Annotated in this window: 16 protein-coding genes; 13 read left to right on the top strand and 3 right to left on the bottom strand. The window is 53.7% G+C overall.

Annotated elements, in window-relative coordinates; genetic code table 11:
* Window positions 1-168: 168 nt before the first annotated feature.
* The 9 genes from MPAL_RS08835 (at window position 169) to MPAL_RS08795 (ending at window position 16,716) form a co-directional block, all read left to right on the top strand.
* On the top strand, window positions 169-2,925 hold the full coding sequence (locus MPAL_RS08835) for a methyl-accepting chemotaxis protein (RefSeq protein ID WP_148208200.1): 2,757 nt from the start codon (window positions 169-171) through the stop codon (window positions 2,923-2,925).
* Between the two features lie 13 nt (window positions 2,926-2,938).
* Window positions 2,939-3,478, top strand: a complete 540-nt coding sequence (locus tag MPAL_RS08830; RefSeq protein ID WP_012618400.1) for a chemotaxis protein CheW — start codon at window positions 2,939-2,941, stop codon at window positions 3,476-3,478.
* Window positions 3,479-4,086: 608 nt separating this feature from the next.
* Window positions 4,087-5,247 carry a sensor histidine kinase gene (locus tag MPAL_RS08825; protein ID WP_012618399.1) on the top strand — a complete coding sequence of 387 codons (1,161 nt, stop codon included), beginning with the start codon at window positions 4,087-4,089 and terminating at the stop codon, window positions 5,245-5,247.
* Between the two features lie 7 nt (window positions 5,248-5,254).
* Window positions 5,255-7,510 (top strand): methyl-accepting chemotaxis protein, encoded by a 2,256-nt coding sequence (locus MPAL_RS14585; RefSeq protein ID WP_012618398.1) that lies wholly within the window; start codon window positions 5,255-5,257, stop codon window positions 7,508-7,510.
* A gap of 124 nt (window positions 7,511-7,634) precedes the next feature.
* On the top strand, window positions 7,635-8,051 hold the full coding sequence (locus MPAL_RS08815) for a response regulator (RefSeq protein ID WP_236610358.1): 417 nt from the start codon (window positions 7,635-7,637) through the stop codon (window positions 8,049-8,051).
* Between the two features lie 162 nt (window positions 8,052-8,213).
* The gene (locus tag MPAL_RS08810) at window positions 8,214-9,107 is read left to right on the top strand and encodes a ParA family protein (RefSeq protein WP_012618396.1); all 894 of its coding nucleotides are present in this window, start codon (window positions 8,214-8,216) and stop codon (window positions 9,105-9,107) included.
* A complete protein-coding gene (locus tag MPAL_RS14580) occupies window positions 9,104-13,129 on the top strand; it encodes a methyl-accepting chemotaxis protein (protein WP_158303660.1) in 4,026 nt (1,341 codons plus the stop codon). Before MPAL_RS08810 ends, MPAL_RS14580 begins: the two co-directional genes overlap by 4 nt.
* Window positions 13,130-13,187: 58 nt before the next feature.
* Window positions 13,188-15,911 (top strand): chemotaxis protein CheW, encoded by a 2,724-nt coding sequence (locus MPAL_RS17320; RefSeq protein ID WP_012618394.1) that lies wholly within the window; start codon window positions 13,188-13,190, stop codon window positions 15,909-15,911.
* Between the two features lie 10 nt (window positions 15,912-15,921).
* Complete coding sequence (locus MPAL_RS08795) at window positions 15,922-16,716, top strand: CheR family methyltransferase (protein WP_012618393.1); 795 nt, start codon at window positions 15,922-15,924, stop codon at window positions 16,714-16,716.
* Here MPAL_RS08795 and MPAL_RS08790 read toward each other — a convergent pair whose 3' ends face one another.
* Window positions 16,717-16,971, bottom strand: a complete 255-nt coding sequence (locus MPAL_RS08790; RefSeq protein WP_012618392.1) for a hypothetical protein — start codon at window positions 16,969-16,971, stop codon at window positions 16,717-16,719.
* A 155-nt stretch (window positions 16,972-17,126) separates the two neighbouring features.
* On the opposite strand from MPAL_RS08790, the gene MPAL_RS08785 reads away from it, so the two are divergent.
* The 3 genes from MPAL_RS08785 to MPAL_RS08775 all read left to right on the top strand — a co-directional run bounded on the left by MPAL_RS08785 (window position 17,127) and on the right by MPAL_RS08775 (window position 21,874).
* Window positions 17,127-17,753, top strand: a complete 627-nt coding sequence (locus MPAL_RS08785) for a hypothetical protein (RefSeq protein ID WP_012618391.1) — start codon at window positions 17,127-17,129, stop codon at window positions 17,751-17,753.
* Between the two features lie 328 nt (window positions 17,754-18,081).
* The gene (locus tag MPAL_RS14575) at window positions 18,082-20,958 is read left to right on the top strand and encodes a PKD domain-containing protein (RefSeq protein ID WP_012618390.1); all 2,877 of its coding nucleotides are present in this window, start codon (window positions 18,082-18,084) and stop codon (window positions 20,956-20,958) included.
* Between the two features lie 76 nt (window positions 20,959-21,034).
* Window positions 21,035-21,874, top strand: a complete 840-nt coding sequence (locus tag MPAL_RS08775; protein ID WP_012618389.1) for a GNAT family N-acetyltransferase — start codon at window positions 21,035-21,037, stop codon at window positions 21,872-21,874.
* Window positions 21,875-21,886: 12 nt separating this feature from the next.
* Here the strand turns inward: MPAL_RS08775 and MPAL_RS08770 are convergent, their stop codons facing one another.
* On the bottom strand, window positions 21,887-22,255 hold the full coding sequence (locus tag MPAL_RS08770; protein WP_012618388.1) for a hypothetical protein: 369 nt from the start codon (window positions 22,253-22,255) through the stop codon (window positions 21,887-21,889).
* Window positions 22,256-22,356: 101 nt separating this feature from the next.
* On the bottom strand, window positions 22,357-23,190 hold the full coding sequence (budA, locus tag MPAL_RS08765) for an acetolactate decarboxylase (RefSeq protein WP_012618387.1): 834 nt from the start codon (window positions 23,188-23,190) through the stop codon (window positions 22,357-22,359).
* Between the two features lie 163 nt (window positions 23,191-23,353).
* On the opposite strand from budA, the gene MPAL_RS08760 reads away from it, so the two are divergent.
* On the top strand, window positions 23,354-23,704 hold the full coding sequence (locus MPAL_RS08760; protein ID WP_012618386.1) for a hypothetical protein: 351 nt from the start codon (window positions 23,354-23,356) through the stop codon (window positions 23,702-23,704).
* Window positions 23,705-23,760: the final 56 nt, after the last annotated feature.

Genomic DNA, 23,760 nt, shown 5'->3' with positions numbered 1-23,760 from the left:
TCTTCAGAGGAGTGAGGGAGTCCTGGATCGGCGAGGTCGTTCCGGGTTTGAATATGTGGTATGCAGGAAGATCTGGAATGCTGTTAGATTTTTTCAGCAGGAGTGCCTGACATGTCTCCGCAAAGCGTGGACAATTCATCTGGATCGTTGGGACCTGATCCAACTACGATGGCGCTCCTCACTCAGGGGCTTGACCGAATACCCGTTCCGATGCATGTGATCGGTACAGATTACCGGATTCTTTATACGAACGAGGCTGCAGCTACGCTTCTAGGAAAAAAGCGGGACGATATCATCGGCAAGAAGTGCTCTGACCTCTATCGCTCTCCAAACTGCAACACCCCTGAGTGTCCGTGCAGGATTGCGATGGAGAAGGGGATCAATTATAGTGTTGAGATCACCATGGGGGATGTGGTCATCAATGTGACCGGTGCACCCCTGACTGACAGTTCTGGAAAGGTGATCGGTGCAATCGAGTACTTCCCTGAAGTGACCGGACAGAAGAAGGCAGTCGCCGATATTGTCAACGTCACGAAGAAGGTGGAAAAAGGGGACTTTTCAGCACGAACGGACCCGGCCTTTCATACCGGTGACTTCAAGAAGATGGCCGATGGGATCAACAACCTCCTCGACATCTTTGTGGCGAAGAACAACTGGTACAAGGCGATCATCGACGCGGTGCCGTTCCCGATCCATGTCACTGATATGGATATGAAGTGGACGCTGATGAATGCGGCCTTTGAGAAGACGTTGATCCAGCAGGGGACAATTAAAAACCGCGACTCCTCTATGGGGCTGCCCTGCTCCACTGCCAATGCGACGATATGCAACACCGATGGGTGTGGGATCCGGCAGCTGCACAAGGGGGTCACCGAGAGTTACTTCGTCTGGGGCGATATGAATGGCAAACAGACCACCTCGTCCCTTCGCGACCAGGATGGTAACCAGATTGGATATGTTGAAGTCGTGGAGGATCTCACTTCGGTCATTGCGGTCCGTGACTTCATCAAGGCCGAGGTGGACCGGATGGCCACCAATCTCACTCTGCTTGCAGAAGGAAACCTCAACTTCAATCTGGCCGTCAAGCCGGCTGATAAATTCACCCAGGCAGAGCATGATGATTTTGTGAAGATGAATGAGAACCTGCGGGAGGCGCAGCTGGCGATCAATGGCCTCATCAACGATGCGGGGATGCTTGCTGAAGCGGCCGTTGAAGGCAAACTCTCGATAAGGGCGGACGCAACAAAACATAAGGGCGACTACGGGAAGATCATCGAGGGATTCAATCAGACCCTCGATGCGGTCATCGGACCATTGAATATCGCTGCCGATTTTGTTGCCAAGATCAGCGCAGGGATCGCACCTGAAAAGATCACAGCGGATTATCAGGGTGACTTCAATGTTCTGATGCATAACCTGAATCAGCAGATCGATGTGATTGTGATGCGGAATACTGAACTCGATATGCTGACAGAGGCTGCAATTGGGGGTAAACTCACAACACGCGCCGATCCTTCCAAGTTCCAGGGCGGTAACAAAAAGATGATGGAGGGTGTCAATGCGATGCTTGATGCCATCATCGCTCCATTGAATGTAGCCATAGATTATTATAATAAAATCGGTAATGGTGACATTCCTGCGAAGAGAACCAACAAGGTGAACGGCGACATCGTCGCGATGCAGAGGAGCATCAACAACTGTATCGACAACCTCAATGCACTCGTCGCGGATGCGGGGATGCTCTCGGTGGCAGCAGTTGAAGGGAAGCTCGCGACCCGGGCGGACGCAACCAGACACCAGGGCGACTTCCGGAAGATCATCGAGGGGGTCAACAAGACACTCGATGCCGTGATTGCGCCGGTCAACGAAGCGCTGCGGGTCGCGCACGAGTTCTCCCAGTATAACTTCACAGCCCGGTTTGATCGGAGTCTGGGGGTTGCAGGAGACTTTGTCAGGTTTGAGGATTCTCTGGATAGTATCGGTATCGCGGTGACGAACGCCGTCGGTGCGATCAATATCCAGGTGACCGACCTTGCCGCTTCGGCTGAGGAGGCAGCGGCCAGCGTTGAGGAGGTGGTCTCTGGGGCACAGCAGGTCGCCGACAACGCCGGCCAGGTCAGTTCCAACGCTGAGAAGGGGAACCAGGGCCTCGAGCAGGTGCTCAAGGCGATGGAGGATCTCTCTGCAGCCGTCGAGGAGGTGACCGCCAGTACCGAGTCCGTGGCCACCCTCGCCAACGGTGCGAACACGCTCTCCAAGGACGGAGCAGAACTCGCACGGAAGGCCGAGCAGGGGATGGTCGGGATCACCCGGTCCACCACAGAAGTGGACCAGATCATCGTCGAAATCAAGGCTGAGATGGACAAGATTGGAAAGATCGTCGGTCTGATCTCGGACTTGGCCAGCCAGACCAACCTGCTCGCTCTGAACGCGGCCATCGAGGCGGCCCGGGCCGGCGATGCCGGCCGTGGGTTTGCCGTGGTTGCAGCCGAGGTGAAGTCCCTGGCTCAGGAGTCGAGGACCTCTGCAGAGTCGATCGCAGAGATGATCGGGGGGCTCAAGACCAAGTCTGAAAAGGCGGCTTTGGCCACGGCATCCGCATCAAAGGAGGTCCGCGAGGGATCTGCAGTGCTCTCTGAGACCCTGAACGTCTTCAATAGAATCGTGGCAGACGTCGAGAAGATCACCCGCTCGGTCGAAGAGGTCGCGAGCGCCTCTGAAGAGCAGGCAGCCACCGTCGAGGAGATTACGGCCAGTGTTCACGAAGTCGGCAGTCTGGTTGAAGGCACTGCCAGTGAAGCCGGCGATGCAGCCGCAGCGAGTGAAGAGACCTCGGCTGCGATCGACGAGGTCCGGAAGATCGTCGAGAATGTGAATATGATCGCTGATACCGTCGCCAGAGAGATGAGCAAGTTCACGGTATGACGAGGGTGTACAGATGACAGAACCTTCAGCAGAACCCGGGAACATCCTCTCGCCGCAAACGGCAAGAGATAAATCGGGCGCACTATCAGGTGACGTTCAGGTGGTCGAGTTTCTCCTCGGAAAAGAGCACTTCGCCATCGATCTCTTCGATGTGCGGGAGGTGGTGGAGTATACCAATATCACAAAACTCCCCAACACTCCTTCCTATATCAAAGGGATCATCGACCTTCGTGGTGAGATCACCACGATCATCGATCTGAAACAGCAGATGAACATTCCGGCCGACATCGAAGTCCGGGACGAAGAGTGCAGGATCATCGTGCTTGATGACCGGATCACCAAGTCAAAGGTAGGTATCATGGTCGATGATGTCTCGTCGGTCTCGACGTTCTCGCTTACCCAGGTCGACAAGACCCGGGTGACCACGACTGAGGACACCACCATCATTGGGATCATCAAAAAGAAGACTAAAATAAAGGAGAAGGAGATCACAGAACTGATCATCTGGATCGATATCAGGTACCTTCTCAGTTCGATCCATCATACCCTTTAGTACTCCCGGCGAGAGGAGCACCGATCGGTGAGAAGGAACGACTGCGATACCGATTCCCATCTGGCTTGACCCGGACTGCATTCATCTCTCAGGTGAGATGAGATGTCGTCCGGTCTCAACGGTCTTGCCTGGATGGGGTGGGCATGGGAAAGTACTGTTTCAGGTCTCCATGCCGCGCATATCAAAGGGGATTCGGATCGGTCCCAATCTTCTGTTCGATCTGCTTCACCAGGTCGGCTGTCATATCTGGTTAGGGAATGGTTCTATTTTCAGTTGTTCCGGTCGAATTCAGATTGAGATACAGATCACAGATTTAATACGCTCCTAAATGAACAGATGAATGAGTGGATAATAGAGGCGATGCCTTGAGGCAGGTTGGAATCAACTTTGCCTGATTATCTCATCTCAGGTGGTTTATGCACTGTCGGATCCTGAACCGGCTCTCCGGACTTCATCCCCCTGATTTTAAACGATCGAACAGGTCATCATCCTGCCAACCAAAAGAAGGTGACGCTTGATACCATGGGGAACGGTGCAATGTCCACCTTCTGGATCAGCATACCGTGGAGTTCGCTCCTCTGAGCATGGGTGTCTGGAGTTAAAATCACATGACATTTGAGTCGGTACTGATTGTGGAAGATGAGGCGATTGTCGCCCTGTCTATTGAAAAAAGGTTGAAGAGCCTTCATTTTAATGTCACCGGGATAGTGGCTACTGGAGATGATGCAATCGCTGCGGTTGAGAAACGGGTACCAGATCTCATCTTGATGGATGTTCACCTGCAGGGTAGGATGGATGGTATCCAGGCAGCACAGATCATCCATGAGCGGTATGACCTTCCGGTGATCTATCTGACTGCCTATGCAGATGATGATACGATTGCACGGGCTGTGGAGACCGGAGCGTATGGTTACCTGATCAAGCCGTTCGGCGAACGGGATCTTCATTCCTCGATCCAGCTGGTTCTCTCCAGGCACAGGGTGGAGCAGCGGTTGAAGTCCCAACAGGCACAACTCGCGGCAACAAACAGGGAACTGGAGGCGTTCAGTTACTCGGTCTCTCATGATCTCAGGGCGCCGCTCAGGACCATCGACGGCTACACTTCGATCCTCCTCGACCTCTGTGATGAAAAACTCGGGGAGGATGAAAAGGGGTATCTGTCCCGGATCCAGGCAGCTGCAAAGAAGATGGATGACCTGATCATCGAACTTCTCTTCCTTTCCCGGCTGAGCAGGACTACCCTCCATTATGAATCCATCGATGTGAGCAGGATGGCATCCGAGATCCTTGAAGAGCTGACGCATACCCATCCGGGACGGAAGGTCCGGGTGCGGGTCGAACCGGGGATCATGGCCACGGCGGATCGTTCACTGCTCCAGAGTGTCTGCTGGAATCTGATCGAGAACGCATGGAAATATACTGGAAAGACTGTCGATGCGGAGATCGAGATCTTCAGTGAGGAGCAGGGTGGCGAGCAGGTCATTGGTGTCAGGGATAATGGGGCCGGCTTTGATATGGAGCAAGCCGAACACCTGTTCGCTCCATTCCATCGGCTCCATCCGATCTCTGAGTTCCCCGGAACCGGGATCGGCCTCGCCACGGTACAACGGATCGTTCATCGTCATGGCGGGGTGATCTGGGCGGAGGGCCAGCCTCTTGGAGGCGCAGTCTTCAGGTTCACCCTTCCGGTGAAACAGTCAGTCCCCCCTGTTGAGGATGAACAGAAATCATCCGTGAATTCCCCGGATATGAACAAAATTTTAAGGTGAGGTTGTTATGACGCAGAATGTACGTGCACTGATCGGTGAAGACTCTGAGGACGATGCAGGACTCCTCGTCTATGAACTGAAGAAGGGTGGTTATGATGTTGAGTGGGTGCGGGTCGACACCGCTGTCGCGATGGAGGATGCGCTCCGGAATAAACAATGGGACCTGGTAATATCCGACTATGCCATGCCAGGATTCAATGGTCTGTCAGCCCTCAACCTGACCCGGAAGATTGATCCTGATCTCCCGTTCATCATGGTCTCTGGGGTGATCGACGAGGACACTGCTGTTGGGGTGATGAAGGCTGGAGCACAGGACTTCATCACCAAGGGGCGGTATGCCCGACTGGTCCCTGCTATTGAACGTGAACTGTCTGAGGCGGCTGTCCGTCTCCAGCACCGCCGTGACGATGAACAGCATCTGGAGGAAGAGAAGAAATTTCAGGCAATGATCGACGCTGCTTATGACGCGATCATGCTGATTCGGGATGAACGGATCGTTGAAATGAACAGTGGAACGCCCGACCTGTTCCTGTATCCGACGAAGGAGCAGTTGCTTGGGGTTGCTATCAGTACACTCTTTGGTCCCTCCACACCGGAGGGGGGGAACACTCCGGCAGAGTTCAGCCGGATGCTCCTGAACGCAAAAGCCGGCGATGCTCAGGCGACCGAGTGGATCTTCAAACGGTCTGACGGCTCTCTCTTTGATACCGATGTCAGGCTTTCCCAGGTGGTATTCAGTAAGGATCGGGCTGTCCTTGCGATCATTCGTGATTCAACCGAGCGGAAGAAGAACGAACGCGCGATGTATAAGCAGATGGAGGAGATAGCCGAGCTTCAGCAGCATACCTTCACCATGATCGAACAGAATCCGCTCCCGATCCTGTTGATGGACCTTGACTTAAACATCACATCAGCCAATCGGGCATACTTGAAGATGAGTGGTCTCTCTGCTGATCAACTCAAATCCATGAGCGCCAAATCGTTCAAGATCCTCGAAAAGAGCGGACACGGCCTCCGTGAAGCGCTGCAGACAAAGATGGGTGTGACCGGTCATGTGACCGTCAAATTCCCTTCGGGGGTTCATAACCTTGAGCAACACACCATCCCGCTGCTGGACAAGGAGGAGAGGATCGTCAATATCATGTCGGTGTACAGCGATATTACCGAAAAGCTGGAACGTGACAAGCAGTTAAATCAGAGCGTCGGTGAACTGGCTGAGAGTCTTGCGGCTGTGGCTCGTGGAAACCTCACCCTCCCTGCAAAGACCTATCCCGGTGATCCGCTGGGGCAGGTGAAGGCTGATCAGAACGAGACGATCTCACAGTTACGACAGACGATGGAGCAGATCTCCAAACAGGCTGTGAGCCTCGAAGAGGTGGTGATCGATGTGGGGAGAGGTGCTGAAGAACTGGCCCAATCGACCCGGCAGGTGGCCAGCACGGCACAGCGTACTGCTGATGGTGTAAAGACCCAGCGTGACCAGCTCGATCGTGTGACCGGGGAGGTTTCGGACCTCAGTTCTTCAATCGAGGAGATCGCCAGCACCTCCAGCGAGGTGCGGGGCCTCTCATTGCAGGTGATGAAGGAAGGTAATGAAGCAGCTGCCCTGGGAAGTGAGGCGACCGACCGGATGAAGAAGGTGGAGGCCATCTCCAGCGAGGCGGTCCGGCAGATCACTCACCTGAACCAGAAACTGGGTGAGATCAGTAAGATCGTCAGGCTGATCACGGAGATTGCGAACCAGACCAACCTGCTGGCCCTGAACGCGGCCATTGAGGCGGCCCGTGCCGGTGAACACGGCCGTGGGTTTGCCGTTGTTGCCGGCGAGGTCCGTTCGCTGGCCGGGGAGTCCAAGCAGGCCACCACCAGCATCGAGGATGTGATCGGCGAGATCACGACGAGCAGCGAGAAGACTGCCGAGGCGATGAACAATGCCTACCGTGAGGTCATCGGTGGTATAGAGATTGTGAATAAAGCGATCAGTGCGCTGAACAATCTGACTGCTGACGTCGGCAACACAGTCAATGGCATTGCAGATATATCCAAAGCGACAGAGGAACAGGCCAATGCTACCAACAACATGACCAGAAGCGTGGACCGGGTCAATGAACTGATGCACGCCGACGAAGAGCAGATGGTCAGACTGACAGTACTCTCGGAGGAGTCGAGCAGTTCCACAGAAGAGGTCGCCAACGCAGCAAGTCGGATGAAGGTGATGGCGGTGGAACTGAAGGGTCTTGTCCAGCAGTTCACCCTGAAGTGATCAGACTCTCTTGAAAGATCAGTGAAGGAGATGGATTGGGATCTCCTCGATGGAAGGGGGAATGAGCGATCACCATATATCTTTCAGCCACAGATGTATTTGCAGAAGTGGTGGAGCTGGTACGGTGGAGAAGAGGCAGGAAGGAAAGGTCATGGGTTCTGGCCGGGTACTGCTGATGGATGACGAGGAGAGTATTCTCGATGTGATGAGTCAGATGCTCAAACGTCGTGGATTTGAGGTGGTCTGCGCTCGGGACGGGTCTGAGGCGATCACTGCTTATCGTGAGGCATTCCTGGCGGATCAAAGGTTTGATGCAGTGATCATGGACCTGACAATCCCCGGAGGTATGGGGGGAAAAGAGGCGATCACTACCCTGCAGGAGATCGATCCGACCGTGGCTGCGATCGTATCAAGTGGGTACTCCAATGATCCGATCATGGCTGATTTCAGGACATATGGATTCAGTGGTGTCGTTCCCAAGCCCTACAGTATCAATGATCTGGTGATTGCGCTGAATCAGGTCATCACTGCAGGTCAGTGACTGGTGAATCCGATCCGGTCACAATCCCTTTCCTGACAGATCCACCATCCCGTATGAATCGATAGAATCGTTCAGTTCTCACCCAAATGACAGAAATCCCGGATGGCGCGGATATACACCTTATATATCCTTTTGACACTTACACCATACTAAGTGGTATCTATGCCGGTCATCGCGTTCACTCACCATAAAGGTGGCACTGGTAAGACGACGTCGTGTCTGAATATAGCTGGTGCGCTGGTCGACGCCGGAAAGAAGGTGCTAATCGTTGACTGTGATCCCCAGGCAAATGCAACGATGGGGTTGGGCATCTTCCCTGATTCACAGAAGCAGAATATGTATGATGTTTTTATGGGCATATTCGAGGGGTTCCCTGAAGTGCCGCTGCATGAGATCATCATTCCGACTGAATCCGGGATCGACCTCGCCCCTTCAAACCTTGATCTCGTCGGGGTCGAACCGCCCCTGTACACGCTCGATGAACGTGCGACTGTCCTCAAGGAGTTGCTCGCCCCGGTGGTTGGTGGGTATGATTATATTCTGATCGATACACCGCCGAGTATGGGCCAGTTTGTCATCAATGGTCTGGTCGCCTCGGATCATATCATCATCACGCTTGACGCGGGGATCTTTGCACTCCGTGGCATCGATGCCCTTGAAGCAATCTTCTCAGATATCGAGTCGATGGTTGGAAAGAAGGTCAGTCCAGAGATGGCCATACTGACCCGGTGGCGGTCTGAAACCTCTGAACCTGAGGTCTTGGAGCAGAACGTCGGTTTTTTCACCGCTCTTGCCAGGCGACTCTTTAAGGCACAGGAACCTGTGCTCACAGCAGATCAGACCAGGGTGAAGAGGGAAAAGGAGCAGGAACGTGAGCGGATGCTTCGGATGGAGATGGTGGTCAGAAAGAAGTTCAAACTGGTATACACCGTTCCGTTCCAGCCCGAGGTCTACGAGGCGCAGCAGCGCGGTCTCCCCCTCTCCCAGTTCGCTCCGGATACCGATGCAACTCGAGCGTACAAGAAGATTGCAGATGAGGTGATGAGATGGAGATGACTCGTAAAGAGGTCGTGACAGAGAACAACTCTGGTCGCATGGATGGACAGAAGGTCAGCGCTGACCAGCGGTCGGTGGCATCACATATGAATATGGAGAGTAAGAACTCCTTAGATCTCAATCAAGCCGCCTCCCAGTGGTCGACCGTTTTTTCACTCAGTCCCCAACCGATTCTGATCACCGATGGTGAGTTTTCGATTCTGAAGGGAAATGAAGCGTTTGTTGATCTGAGTGGAATATCTCAGGAAAAACTTGTCGGCAAGAAGATCCAGGACTTCATGATCTCTTCACAGGAGGGGGAAGGTGCTCGTGAAGCCCTCACCCAGCGAAGAAGAACGACCGGGACCGTCACGATCACTTTCCCTGCAGGGGTGCAGACCCTGGAACAGTACTGTATTCCTGTATGTGAAGAGGGTAAACAGATCAGTACAGTGGTCTTCATCTTCAAAAATATCACCCGCAGAGTCCGGGCGGAGGAAGAGACCGAGAAGATCAAGCAGAAACTGCTCCATGACTATGGTGAACGGGTCAAGGAGCAGAAGTTATTCTATGCCACGGCTGCGCTGATCCAGGATGATTCACTGACTCCTGAGGAGGTGCTCTCAGAGGTGGTGAACCTGATTCCACCCGGCTGGCAGTATCCTGAAGTGACGGCGGCCAGGATCACGGTGGGTGATATCGATGTCAGGACCCCCCACTTTCAAAAGACTGCCTGGAAGCAGGAGGCCTCCTTTGCTATCAAAGATGGAAACCGTGGAACTCTTGAGGTGGTCTATCTTGAGGATAAACCGTTCGAAGCCGAGGGACCGTTCCTCGCAGAGGAGCGGAATCTGATCAACTCGCTCTCGGACATGCTCAAGACCTACCTCGACCGGAAGAGCGGTGAAGAGCACCTGGCAGAGCGGATCAAAGAGCAGGAAGCACTGCTCCATGATTACGGCGAGCGGGTCAAGGAACAGACCCTCTTCTACTCGACAGCCACGCTGATCCAGGATGATCTCCACACCACGGCAGAGGTTCTCTCCGAGATTGTTGAGTTGATCCCGCCCGGCTGGCAGTATCCCGAGGTGACAGCAGCGAGGATCACGGTGGGTGACGTCGATGTCAGGACCAGGAACTATCGGAAGACCTCCTGGTCACAGACTGCTCAGTTCAGTGTGAAGGGTGGAAAAGAGGGTGTCATCGAGGTTGTATACCTCGAAGAGAAGCCGGCCGAGGTCGAAGGACCGTTCCTCGCAGAGGAGCGGAATCTGATCAACTCGCTCTCGGACATGCTCAAGACCTACCTCGACCGGAAGAGCGGTGAAGAGCACCTGGCAGAGCGGATCAAAGAGCAGGAAGCACTGCTCCATGATTACGGCGAGCGGGTCAAGGAACAGACCCTCTTCTACTCGACAGCCACGCTGATCCAGGATGATCTCCACACCACGGCAGAGGTTCTCTCCGAGATTGTTGAGTTGATCCCGCCCGGCTGGCAGTATCCCGAGGTGACAGCAGCGAGGATCACGGTGGGTGACGTCGATGTCAGGACCAGGAACTATCGGAAGACCTCCTGGTCACAGACTGCTCAGTTCAGTGTGAAGGGTGGAAAAGAGGGTGTCATCGAGGTTGTATACCTCGAAGAGAAGCCGGCCGAGGTCGAAGGACCGTTCCTCGCAGAGGAGCGGAACCTGATCAACTCGCTCTCGGACATGCTCAAGACCTATCTCGACCGGAAGAGCGGTGATGAGCACCTGGCAGAGCGGATCAAAGAGCAGGAAGCACTGCTCCATAATTATGGCGAGCGGGTCAAGGAACAGACCCTCTTCTACTCGACAGCCACGCTGATCCAGGATGATCTCCACACCACGGCAGAGGTTCTCTCCGAGATTGTTGAGTTGATCCCGCCCGGCTGGCAGTACCCCGAGGTGACAGCAGCGAGGATCACGGTGGGTGACGTCGATGTCAGGACCAGGAACTATCGGAAGACTTCCTGGTCACAGACTGCTCAGTTCAGTGTGAAGGGTGGAAAAGAGGGTGTCATCGAGGTCGTATACCTCGAAGAGAAGCCGGCCGAGGCTGAGGGACCGTTCCTCGCAGAGGAGCGGAACCTGATCAACTCGCTCTCGGACATGCTCAAGACCTACCTCGACCGGAAGAGCGGTGAAGAGGAACTTGTACGGCATATGACAGAGATCCGGGAGCTCCAGCACCAGACCGATACGATAGTGCAGGAGAATCCGATGCCGATCATTCTTCTGGATCAGAAGTTCCATATCATGGTCACCAACGATGCCTATGTGAAACTGACCGGCATTGAGAAGGAGCGGTTGCTCACCATGTCTGCCACTGATCTCGACGTCATTGAGCATAGCGGCGAAGGGTTGCGTGAGTTGCTCCAAAAGAAACAGCGGACCTACGGCGAGCTGATCGTCAACTTCCCTGCAGGGAGAAAGACCCTTGAACAGCATGGCATTCCGGTCTTCACCACAGCCGGTGAACTTTCGAGGCTCCTGATCGTGTACAATGATGTGACCGAGGAACGGCAGAAGATGCATCAGATCAGCCAGTTGAAGCATCGGTCTGAGACGATAGTGCAGGAGAACCCGATGCCGATCCTGCTGACTGATGCCGAATTCAATATCGTGGTCACCAACCACGCCTATGTGGAACTGACCAGTATCGATCGGGATCGTCTGCAGCGGATGAATGCACGTGATTTCAAGATCCTTGAGCAGAAGGGGGAGGGGCTCCGTCGGGTGGTCAGGGAACATCTGCCGGCTACCGGTGAGGTGACCGTTGAGTTTCCAATAGGCGCTCGTACTCTTGAACAGTACGGAATCCCCATCCTTGCCGATGATGGTTCCCTGGTCAACATCCTGATCGTGTACAATGATGTGACCACGCAGCGTGCGCAGGAGCAGGAGATCCAGGTGATGATGAAGGAGTCGCAGCAGAAGGCTGATCAACTCTCGAGGAGTTGTGTCGATCTCGACGAGTGCATGTCCCTGATCGCGGCGAAAAATCTGACACATGTCGTGTCCATCGAGGACGGTGACCCGTTGACCGGGGTCAAGCGAGATTATAATGACGCCATAGCGGCTATCCGGGATGTTATTGCTAGTATCAGAGGATCGATGGTCCAGTTGAACCTCACCATCGAGGATTCCAGCAGGTCCACTGAAGAGGTGGCCAGGGCTGTCGAACAAGTCGCGATCGCAACCCAGAAAAGTTCTGAGGCTGCAAAGGTGCAGCTCGATCGAATCGAAGGGGTAAGCAGAGAGATTGGGGATCTCTCGGCGTCGATCGAGGAGATCGCCAGTACCTCCCAGACGGTCCGGGACCTGGCAGCCAGAGTTGCCCAGGAAGGGAACCAGGCGGCCGGGCTTGGAAAGGATGCCACGCAGAAGATGAAGGTGGTGGAGGAGATCTCTGAGCAGAGTGTGCATGAGATCAATCAGCTCAATGAACAGATGCACCAGATCACCAAGATCGTGAACCTGATCACTGAGATTGCCAACCAAACCAACCTGCTGGCCCTGAATGCAGCCATTGAAGCGGCCCGTGCTGGTGAACACGGTCGCGGATTTGCGGTCGTTGCCGGCGAGGTCAAGAACCTTGCCAGTGAATCGAGGAAGGCGAGTCAGCAGATCGAGGATCTGATCGTGTCGATCCAGAAGAACTCTGACAAGACTGCCTCCTCAATGCAGACCTCATACAATGAGATCAAGGTGGGCATCGAGAGTGTCGGAAAGACGATCGATTCCTTGAACCGGATCACCGTCGAAGCTGACAAACTGGTTGAGGGGATCAGTGAGATCTCACGGGCGACAGGAGACCAGGCAGAGGCGACCAACCGGGTGATGGAAGGGATCGAGGAATCTGCCGGCAATGTCAAGGAAAACCTGGGAATGATGGAGGATCTGGCTGCCCTCGCTGAAGAGACGAGTGCATCCTCTGAGGAGATCTCAAGTGCTGCAGGGGAGCTCACCACGATGTCTGACCATGTGAAGGGGCTGATCGTTCAGTTCCAGCTGGAGTGAATCGGAATGAAAGATCATAGATCCGGAGAGAACACGAGCGTGAGAGGAGGGGATTGAGATGGCAGAACGACCAGGCAGAAGAGCATTGTTCGCTGGAACCTCGGCACAGAAGAGGACGGCGATACCGGCCCCTGTGGGGGAGGCAGTGGCAGAAAGAGCCGAAGTACGGGGCCCTGATCCCAGTGTAGAGCGATTGATCAGCACGGTCACCAGCGCATTGACTGAAGCGTTATCCGGTGCCAGGTCGACGGAGGTGCACCCTGCCGATCTGGATATCAAATATACTCCGCTTGTCGAAGCGGTCAATGCAGCGGTCTTCCGGCTCACCGAGACGCCCCCTCCCTCTCATGTGTCGGAACCGGGTCCTGACCCTGCACTGCTCAAAGAGAAAGAGGCAGAGATCGAGGATCTGCAGCAGCGGATCGCAGCGATCATCCAGCAGCACCCCTTGCCGGTGCTCTTTGTCTCCCCTGACCTGTCGATCATCGAGGCGAATAGTGCGTTCTGTCAGATGAGCGGACTGCTGCGATCGCAGTTGATCCGGCATCAGATCTCGGTCATTGCTGAGCGTGAGCGGCAGGGTGACGGCCTGGCCACGGCCATCCGCCAGCGTTTGCCTGTGGAGGCGGAGATCACCGTCGACCTGCCAGCTGGGACCAAAATGTTGAAACAGTACGCGGTTCCGATCCTCGATCGGTTCGGGGCTGTGGAGGCTCTGCAGGTGATCTTTACGGATCAGACCGCTCTGAAACAGGAGGAGAAAGCCCGGATATCTCTGTCAGAGGAGATTGAACGGCAACAACTGCAGAACAAGAATCTGGTGGACGGTCTTCCGACGCCGGTGATGATCATCGACGGAGCAGATGCAATACTCGATGTCAATCCTGCGTTCTGTGAGATGAGCGGGTACAGCCGGGAGCATCTACTGACGGTCCGGCTGAACGAGTATGCAAACCTCACTGCACTCACGGCAGGAGCGTTTCTCTCCTCAGATCAGCGTCGAATCTCTCGTGAGATCTCGGTGGAGTTTCCAACCGGCCTCCATCTTCTCAGAGAGGATCTGGTCCTGCTCACCGAACAGCCTGGCGAAGGCCTTCCCAGGGGGATGATCATCCTCTGTGCCCTCGAGGACATCTCTTCAGAGAGAGCGGACGAGCACCAGGTGAGTGAACTCTCCAGCACCGTTCTGCAGCAGAAACGGCTGATCGATACCCTGATGCGCGAGACGCCCGTCCCGATTCTGCTCCTCGACCCCGAGGCGGTCATCGTCTCTGCCAATGATGCCTTTGTCACGATGAGTGGATACACGCTGGAAAATCTTCTCGGTATGCCGATCTCTGCCTTTTCCCTCCTTGCAGAGACTGGACTCCCGGTTGAGGAGATCATGCAGCAGAGCGAAGGGGCCTTTGGGGAAGTGAAGATGGAGTTCGTCAGCGGAATCCACGACCTTGAGCGTTACTGCTTCCCCCTCCGCGACGACCAGGGAACATTGACCAACCTGCTGGTCTTCTTCGATGATCAGACGCATGAAAAAACCCAGGAAAAGACGATCCTGACACTCGAAGAGGAGGCATCGAGTCGCGATCTTCTCATCGATCAGAGTGTTGAGGATCTGGGACTGGGAATCTCCCGTCTGGCAGATGGGGACTTTACCTCTCATTTGAAGATCGATGAAGGCGATCCCTTCGGTTCGATCAAAGGGGTGTTCAACACTGCTGTCGACCGGGTTCGTGCAGTGATCGAAGACTACGAACAGACGGCCGACCGGCAACAGGTTCAGAACCAGGTACCGGAGACTGCGGGACCCTCAGATGCGGAGCAGACCCTGATCGATACGATCGAAACGATAAAGCAAGATCAGGTGAAGAGCGCTGACCGGCTGCAGGAGAGCAGCGCCGGGGTTGTGCTGGGTCTTTCACTGCTCGGGACAGATGGGTTCACTTCCCTCCAGGTTCAGGATCAGGACCCGCTCTCTGAGGTGCGGAGAGCCGTGAACAGTGCAGGTATCCGGCTCGCACCGGTCCAGTCACCAGTTCCAGCACCTGCTCTTCCCACAATTGATTATGGGGTTTTGGCAGTACAGCATGAGCCGGTACCGGTTGAGGCAGCACCTGTTGAGACGGAACTTCCTGAAACGCTGGTTCCCCCCGTTAAGGATGAGGATCTGGTACCTGAACCAGTATCATCAGTGCCGGCAGCTGTTCTACCAGATCTGAAGATCGTCAGTCCTTTGCAGGAGCAGAGGATGCCCACAAAGATAGAGGAACAGAGATCTATGGCTACAGAACAGAATCGAGAGGAAAAACAGGCCTCAACCACGATGGTGGATGTGGTGGCATTTGAAATGGCTGGTCAGCGGTATGCACTTGATATACAGCTGGCACGCGAGATCGTTGAGATGATTCCGATCACCCCGATCCCCCGTTCTCCTCCATATATCTCAGGCATCATCAACCTCCGGGGCGAGATCACCAATATTTTGAACCTGTATACACTGCTGGGACTCCCTGAGCAGGAGGTCAATCAGAACCAGAAGATCATCGTTCTCGTCCCTGATGCTGCAGAAGGGATCAATGTCGGTATCATCGTCGACAATGTCCAGAGCGTTACCCAGGTGCCGGTGACTGATATCGAGCAGATCAAGGATGATGCCTCATCCGACCTCTCCGGGTTTGTAAAAGGGATCATCAAGGCAAAGGGTGACGATGCAGAGGGGAAGACAACCGACCTGATCATCTGGATCGATATGCTGAAGGTGCTGAGCCGGCTGGTAAACCAGTAGAGGATCTGATATGGACGATTTCGAGGCGTTAAAGAAGGCGATTGAACAGACCCTTCATATTCATTGCGAGAACTACAAGGAGGCCTATATCAAGCGGCGCCTCCTCTCCCGCATGCGGTCGACCAACACGGCTACCCATGAGGAGTACCTCCGATACCTGCGGTCACATCCTGAGGAATCGGAAAAACTCAGAAATGCTCTGACGATCAATGTGACCGAGTTTTTTCGGGACACTGAGGTGTTTGAACTGATCAAACGGGATCTGATCCCCTCGGTGCTTTCGGACCGAAAGAAGATCCGGATCTGGTGTGCCGGATGTTCGTCGGGTGAGGAGCCATACTCACTGGCTATGATCCTCTATGACCTCACAAATTCCGGAACTGATCTGTCCGGTGTGATCTATGCCACCGATATCGACGATCAGATCCTCGCCAGGGCCAAAGAGGGGGTTTATGACCAGAAATCCCTGAAGAAACTGACCGATAACCAGATCCGTCGACACTTCACTGATCTTGGAGATGGAACCTTTGCCGTAAAACCCCATCTCAAGGCGATGATCCGGTTCAGCAAACATGATCTGATGTCCGGGATCCCCATTGCGCGGTACCTGGATCTTGTCACCTGCAGAAATGTCACGATCTACTTCACTGAAGGGCAGAAGAACGACCTAGCCAGAACCTTTCATACAGCCCTAGTGTCAGGGGGCTATTATGTGATGGGGAAGACCGAGTACCTCGGGCGTGAGATCGAGTCACTCTTTGTACCTGTCAACGCTATTCAGAAGATATTTATAAAGGCCCCCTGATCAGGGTAATTTTTTTGGCATTGTCTCAACTGATATTTCATTGAACTGTGAGATCTCTCTCATCATCGCCCTCCGTGCGGCATGCTTCTTCAGTTCGCCTGATAGTGTATAGAAGTTCATCCCTACGACGATGATCACCAGCATCAGGCTTATCCAGAGCATCACTCCCTGTATCGAGAGAAAGACTGCCCACAGCAGCACAACAAATGAGATCAGATAGTAGATGATCCAAGTCCTGATGCCAGGGATCTCCATATCATACTGTTGTATGGATCAGATGATATAAACTCTGGTATATCAGATCATCTCGTTATCGCATATACATCAGGTTTTTTTCCGTTCAAAGACCCGATTGAGTTCATCCGGACGAATGGAAATCCATTTCAGCGAGACTCTGCAATATTATAATCGTGGACAGACGGGACATCCTTACGATTGTAGTGGGAGTGGTGATTGTACTGGTCATCTCGCTGGTGCTCCATCCACCTCAAATCGGGGTTCAACAGGTGAAGGAGACTCCTGTTCCAACCGTAAATATGACCGTTGTCACCTCCAATCAGACCACTATCCCCACCATCCCTCTTCCGATTGTGATAGCAGCTCCGACTGGACAGCAGTCCGATCTCCAACAACTCACGTTCACCAAGACACCCTGGTTGTTCCCGCGATACCAAATGCCCGACAATTTGAATGTTTTTGGTGCATCAGACCCGGCCTGGCGGTTCAATGATACGATCGCCTTCGCCTATCTTTCAGATAAGCGGGGTGGCTTGACCAACAATTTCACTGTCCAATATCCGATCTGGAAGATCAACTGTACGGTCACGGCGGTCACCCATCCAGAACAAGCACAGTTTCAGATGGTACTGGTCGATGCCGATACCGGCACGATTGTCACTGGTATGCAGTTCTCCTATCCCGGTACCATGAGTCGGATTCTGCAGACCTCACGCCATCAGTTCTATCTGATCATCGCCTGTCAGGACGTGGACCATTATTCCCTGACCCTGGAGACTTCTCCAGGGTACCTCTCCTGAAAAAAAAATGATCTTCCTTATGGATATTCGAGAATATTACGTTGTTTCCCGGTTACTCAGAATATTTGGGGTGGTTAGAATATCTACCTATAAATAATATGGTGAGAAAAAATACTCACTTATTGATATCACGACTACCAGCGGATCCTCCCATTCATTGGGGTAGCATTCTGTTTGTGGCATACCTGTTTGAGGATCTTCAGCATCTCTCTCAAGGTTCGATCTGGGTCGTTCCGTGTGATCACTCCCCCTGGGGGTCTGGATCATGGGAGTAGAGGCTGGTGGGTTCTGGTGAATAGAACAAAATAATTTTTTGGAGTGGATCTGAATGATGGATGGAAAGGAGACCCGTTGTGGGGGCAGAGCCGGCTTTTTCGTTGCTCTTGGATGTATCGTGCTGCTGCTTCTGCTGATCGGTCCGGTGACGGCGCAGACGGTGACGGTGGCCGCCAGTGACAGCAGCGCTGCATCCAAAGCAGCTGCTAATTATATCTGTGATGGATATAATGACCAGGTTGAGATCAACGCGGCTTTCAATGCCCTACCTGGTGAAGTCGGGACGGTGCAACTGACAGAGGGCACCTTTCACTGTTCTGATGTGATCTTTCCGACTGCTGGATCTGAGTTGTTGGGGAGTGGGCAGGATAGTACGGTGATCGAGATGCTCAACCCGCTCAACTCCTATATCTCGATCAGTGTCAAATATTCCGGGATCACCCTCCGGGGCTTCACCCTTCGGGGGCAGGGGGCGGTGACGATCCGTGCCAGTCAGGTGATCGTGCAGGATGTGACGGCGACCAGTATCGGCCTTGATGGCAAGCGGTATTCGACCAAGAATGACGGAATGTTCTATCTCTGGGGGGACGGGAGTACCATCGAGGATGTGATCTTCATCAACTGCAAGGCTGTCGACTCGGTGACTCATGGATTCCATCTGAATGCGATCAACCTGCCAAAGGAGACCCGAAATATACGCTTCATCAGTTGTCAGGCCATCCGCTGTGGATTCGGGGTGTCTGGCGGTTCCCCGTCCGAGTGGATCACCGGGTATGATCTGCAGGAGGACAATGATCTCTATGACGTCCAGCTGATCGACTGCCTTGCAGAGGATAACTGGGAGTCCGGGTTCCACTTTGAACCGGGTGAGGACAAGACCCCGCCCACGGTCAAGAAAGGAATCATCATGACCGATTGTGTCAGCAGAGACAATGGCCAGCGGAACCCGCAGCAGTTCCCCTACCATGACACCTTCCTCTCAGGCTACTTTGTCCATTTCAATGCAGTGCTGACCAACTGTATCTCCGAGAACAATAAGAATGCCGGCTACTTTGTCCAGGGTGGGAATAATGTGGTCTTCAACGGCTGTACAGATACCGGTTCGACCTATGGCTGGAAGATTGTGAAAGCCGCTTCCGATATCACTCTGAACAACTGCACGACCAGTGACAATCTGTTCTGGGGACTCTGGTCGGCCTTTGCAGATCATATCGTGTTGAATCATTTCTCACAGAATAATATCGGCGGTAACCTGAATTACCAGTCGATGCTCGGATGGTATTATGATGAGGAAGCCTACCAGTACCCGGTCACCGATTCGTCCTTCAATATCACGGCCTATGGGAACAACACCTCCCTGCCGATCATCAATCAGGAGGGGCAGGGTAACACCTATTCGCTCAGTTGGGGTTCGAATGATTCACGGAATGTCACCCCGACGGTGAACGTCACGCCGACCCAGCCAGCGACTCATTCCCCGGTGGCTCAGTTCCAGGCGACCCCTCTCACCGGGTCGGCACCGCTCTCTGTCTCATTCACGGATCTCTCCACCGGGTCGCCTGCGAACTGGTCCTGGAACTTTGGGGACGGCAGTACCTCAACCCTCCAGAACCCCCAGCACCAGTATCTGGAAGACGGGATAGAGACGGTCACGCTGACCGTTTCAAATTCATTCGGCTCAAGTAATACCACAAAGATTATCACGGTTGGTGAAGGGGTCTATGCCGGGTTCACGGCCACCCCACGAACGATCACCGCCGGTCAGACCATCCAGTTCACCGATCACTCGTCTGGTGCCCCCTCGGGGTGGATCTGGAACTTTGGTGACGGTAGTGTCTCCGCCTCCCAGAATCCACAGCATCTGTACGGGGTCACTGGTGTCTATTCGGTCCAGCTGACCGCTTCCTTCCCTGGGAGCAGCGATCATGAGACCAAGACCGATTATATCGTTGCCGACCCTGATTTCAGTGTAGACGCCACCACCGGTATTGCGCCGACGACCATCAGGTTCACCGATACCACGCCGAATGGTCAAACGGCCTGGCAGTGGGACTTTGGTGATGGAACGACCTCAAAGGAGGAGAATCCAGTGCATCTCTACCAGAATGGGGGCAACTATACGGTCACCCTGACCGCCACAAGCCCGTATGGCACCACGTCCGTCACGAAGGACGCGTACATCCATCTCGCAGGAAAACCGGTTGCAGCCTTCACGTCCACACCGCAGGTCGGTACCGTGCCGTTTGACGTCTCCTTCACCGACATGTCGACCGGTGGAACAGCGGTCGGGTATTACTGGCAGTTTGGTGATGGAAACTTCTCGACGCTGCAGAACCCGGTCCATACATATACCCATGAAGGGGTCTACACCGTCCAGATGATCGTCTTCAACCAGTATGGGGTATCGAACACTTCGAAGATTGCCTGTGTGGTTGCAAACCTTCCGTCCCCGATCGCGGACTTCTCTGCGGGATCAACGGAGGGAACCGCTCCATTCCAGGTCCAGTTCTCGGACCGCTCGTTGAACCAGCCGTCCAACTGGTTCTGGCAGTTCGGTGACGGTGCGACCTCGACAGCACAGAATCCTGTGCATAATTACACAACCGCCGGCACCTATACGGTGAGCCTGATGGTCAGAAACAGCGGAGGTGTGATGACCGTCACCAAAACGAATTATATTACGGTTACATCACCGGTGGTCAGTGGTGTGGTCCGTGTCTATGGACAGACTGCGATGCCGACAGACCCCAATCACGACGGGCTGTATGAGGATCTGAACGGGAACGGGGTGATCGACTTCAACGACGTGGTCCTCTTCTTCAACCAGATGGACTGGATCGCGGAAAATGAACCGCTTGCAGCGTTTGATTTCAACCATAACGGACAGATTGACTTCAACGATATCGTCCAGCTCTTCAACATGCTTTGAACCCTCCCTTTTTTGGGCCTCTCCCGATCAGATCGTTGATAAGCATCCACGTCGATGATCGGAGTGTGATGGACCTATGACCCGGGATATTACCTTTCGATCCTTGACCCGTTCAGAGGTCGCGACTGCACTGGACTGGGCTGCTGTTGAGGGGTGGAACCCGGGGCTGCATGATGCAGAGATCTTTTATCAGACCGATCCCACCGGGTTTTATGGTGCAGAGATCGATGGCGAACTCGTCGGTACCTTCTCTATCGTACACTACTCCGACGACTTTGCATTTGGTGGCCTCTATATCCTCAACCCGAAAGAGCGTGGTCAGGGTTTTGGACTGCAGATGCAACAGCATGCCCTGGACCTTGCCGGATCCCTGAACCTTGGGATCGACGGAGTCTTTGCGATGCAGGAGCGGTACCGGCAGGTTGGATTTATCTATGCATATAGAAATTTCAGGTATGCCGGGACAGGGGGTGGATCGACACCTCCTGGCCTGGTTCCCATCGACCAGATCTCCTTTGACGAGATTGCGGCATATGATACCGCCCACTTCCCGGCCCCCCGCCCCCGGTTCCTGAAACCGTTTCTCTCGCAGCAGGATGCGGCTGCACTGGCATCAGTCGATGAGGATGGAATACGGGGATATGGGGTTATCAGGCAGTGCAGAGTCGGGCATAAGATCGGTCCGCTCTTTGCGGATTCCGCTGAAGTGGCCGAAGCCCTCTTCTGCGGACTTGCGGCCTCGGTGCCGGGTGAAGAGATCTTCCTCGATATCCCTGAACCGAACAGCAAGGCTGTCGACCTTGCCTCATCCCACCAGATGATTCAGGTTTTTGGCACGGCGCGCATGTACACACGGTTCATTCCTGACCTGCCACTCGATGAGATCTTTGGTGTTTCGACGTTTGAACTGGGGTAACAACCTTTATTCTTAGTGTTTTACACCCCGTTCCCGAAGTTCCTCAGATTTTCGCTCTGAACAGGTTTCACATCTGAACTCGGGCTCACGGTCCTCTGAACGGTCATAGGAGCCGGTCTTCACCAGTCTGTATCCACGGGCTATCGTTCCGCAGTCCACACATCTGATATTGTCCCTCACTTCCCACTGTGCCTCGAGGGTGCGGGAGGTGAAGATGAACCGGTCGACCCAGAAGAAGATCAGTCCGCCGATCAGGTTCGCGATGATGGTCGCGACAAGGGCGCTCATCGATGAGAGGACCATCAGGACACCTGCTAGAATGGGAGTGCTCAACTGCCACCGGATCAGGTACAGTCCGTACCGTTTCAGATTTACCTCCATAGGATACAGCATACTCCAGACTGCAATTTAAAGTCTGGGTCTATATTAAAAAAGGATCTTTTCTTCTTTCAGTGCCCCTCGATCTATTCCAGGATCATTTATCACCTGGTTGATGCCGCCCCCTTCTCCACGGTATTGAGCGCTGTCGACTGGTTGCCTGAGAGGTCTGTGGTGAGGAAATCTCCTGTGGTCGGGAGATCCATGGTGAATCCAGATATTTCTTCAAGTGAGAAGGTGGCCTGGTCAATTGAAATGTCGAGGATATGACCGCCACTCTTCCGATCAGCACTGATGAAGTGGAGGTGATATCCCGGGACTGTTATTCCCTGTACAAATGACGGGGACCAGACCCCCACGACCGTGCCGCTCACATTGGAGAGGGTATACACCTTCTGCTCTTTTGAAGCATCTTCCAGTTTTGGGTAGGGTATCTGTTGAGCGGGTATGGCCCTGACCTTCACGGTCGGGAAGGTGCCGTCGATTCGGATCATGGAGAAGTGGTTCTTCCCGGGTAGGAATGCATCAAGGGCCGAGGTCAGGGATGAGATATTGTCGGATCTGGTGAGGGGATATGATCGGTCTGGTTTAAAGAAAGTGACCTCTGCGAATGGTGATGTATTTGCTGGAGCAGCCTGAGATACCGTTCCGTCAGCTCTGGCCTGGTAGACCGTTCCATCCAGCACAATCATCTCTCCATCTAGGTGATCGAAGGTTCCGATACCAAAATCTCCATGAGTGGTCAGGTTCTGCATTGTCACTCCTCCTCCATAGAGCCCCAACATCAGTGCATCGATCGTTGAGTATTGGTACAGGGTGTCTGTCGGAGAGGAAGGTCCTGAGGTCCCCTTGTGGAGGTTTAAACCAATCAGCAGGACCACGCCTACAATGATCAGGACAATAATCAACTTCATTCCAGGACGTTTCAGGAATTGCATGCCCATCCTTCGTTCTGGAACGAAATAGACATTCCTGTTTCATTTCATTCCGGATGTCCATCTCCCAATTTTATCATCCTGATCGATACTACCTGGAATAAATCTCAATCAAAACAAAAGGATAAGGTTCTATTACCATAAATGGCCATAGAAATGCAGGGTGATGGTTCTGGCTGAACATCGACATAACAGGTATGGGTTCTTCATCCCTGGTGGGATCCTGATTGGACTTGGAACAGGAATGATCTTTGGACGAGCTGACATAGGCGTGCTGATCGGCCTTGGTGCCGGCTTTATATTCAGTGGTGTATTCCGTGAATGGGGAAGGAAGAATGAGGAGAATTATCCAGTCTCTTCGGCTACATCGTCATATCTGATGATGCTGATCGGCGTCCTGTTCCTGATCTATGGTATGGGGCTTCTCTGGTTCCCGGCGATGATCTATCCGTATCTGAGTGCCATTCTCGTAATATTCCTCGGGTTCTGGCTGGTCATCAATGGGCTGCGGAGATAGGATCTCCATTCTTTTTTATCGTCTCCTCTTTTCGCTGACTTGGAAGACCTGCTTCC

Origin of the sequence: Methanosphaerula palustris E1-9c, from assembly GCF_000021965.1 — an archaeon.
In the GTDB taxonomy this organism is placed as follows: domain Archaea; phylum Halobacteriota; class Methanomicrobia; order Methanomicrobiales; family Methanospirillaceae; genus Methanosphaerula; species Methanosphaerula palustris.
The sequence above is the reverse complement of the archived record's forward strand: the minus strand, read 5'-3'. Positions and strand labels throughout refer to the sequence as shown.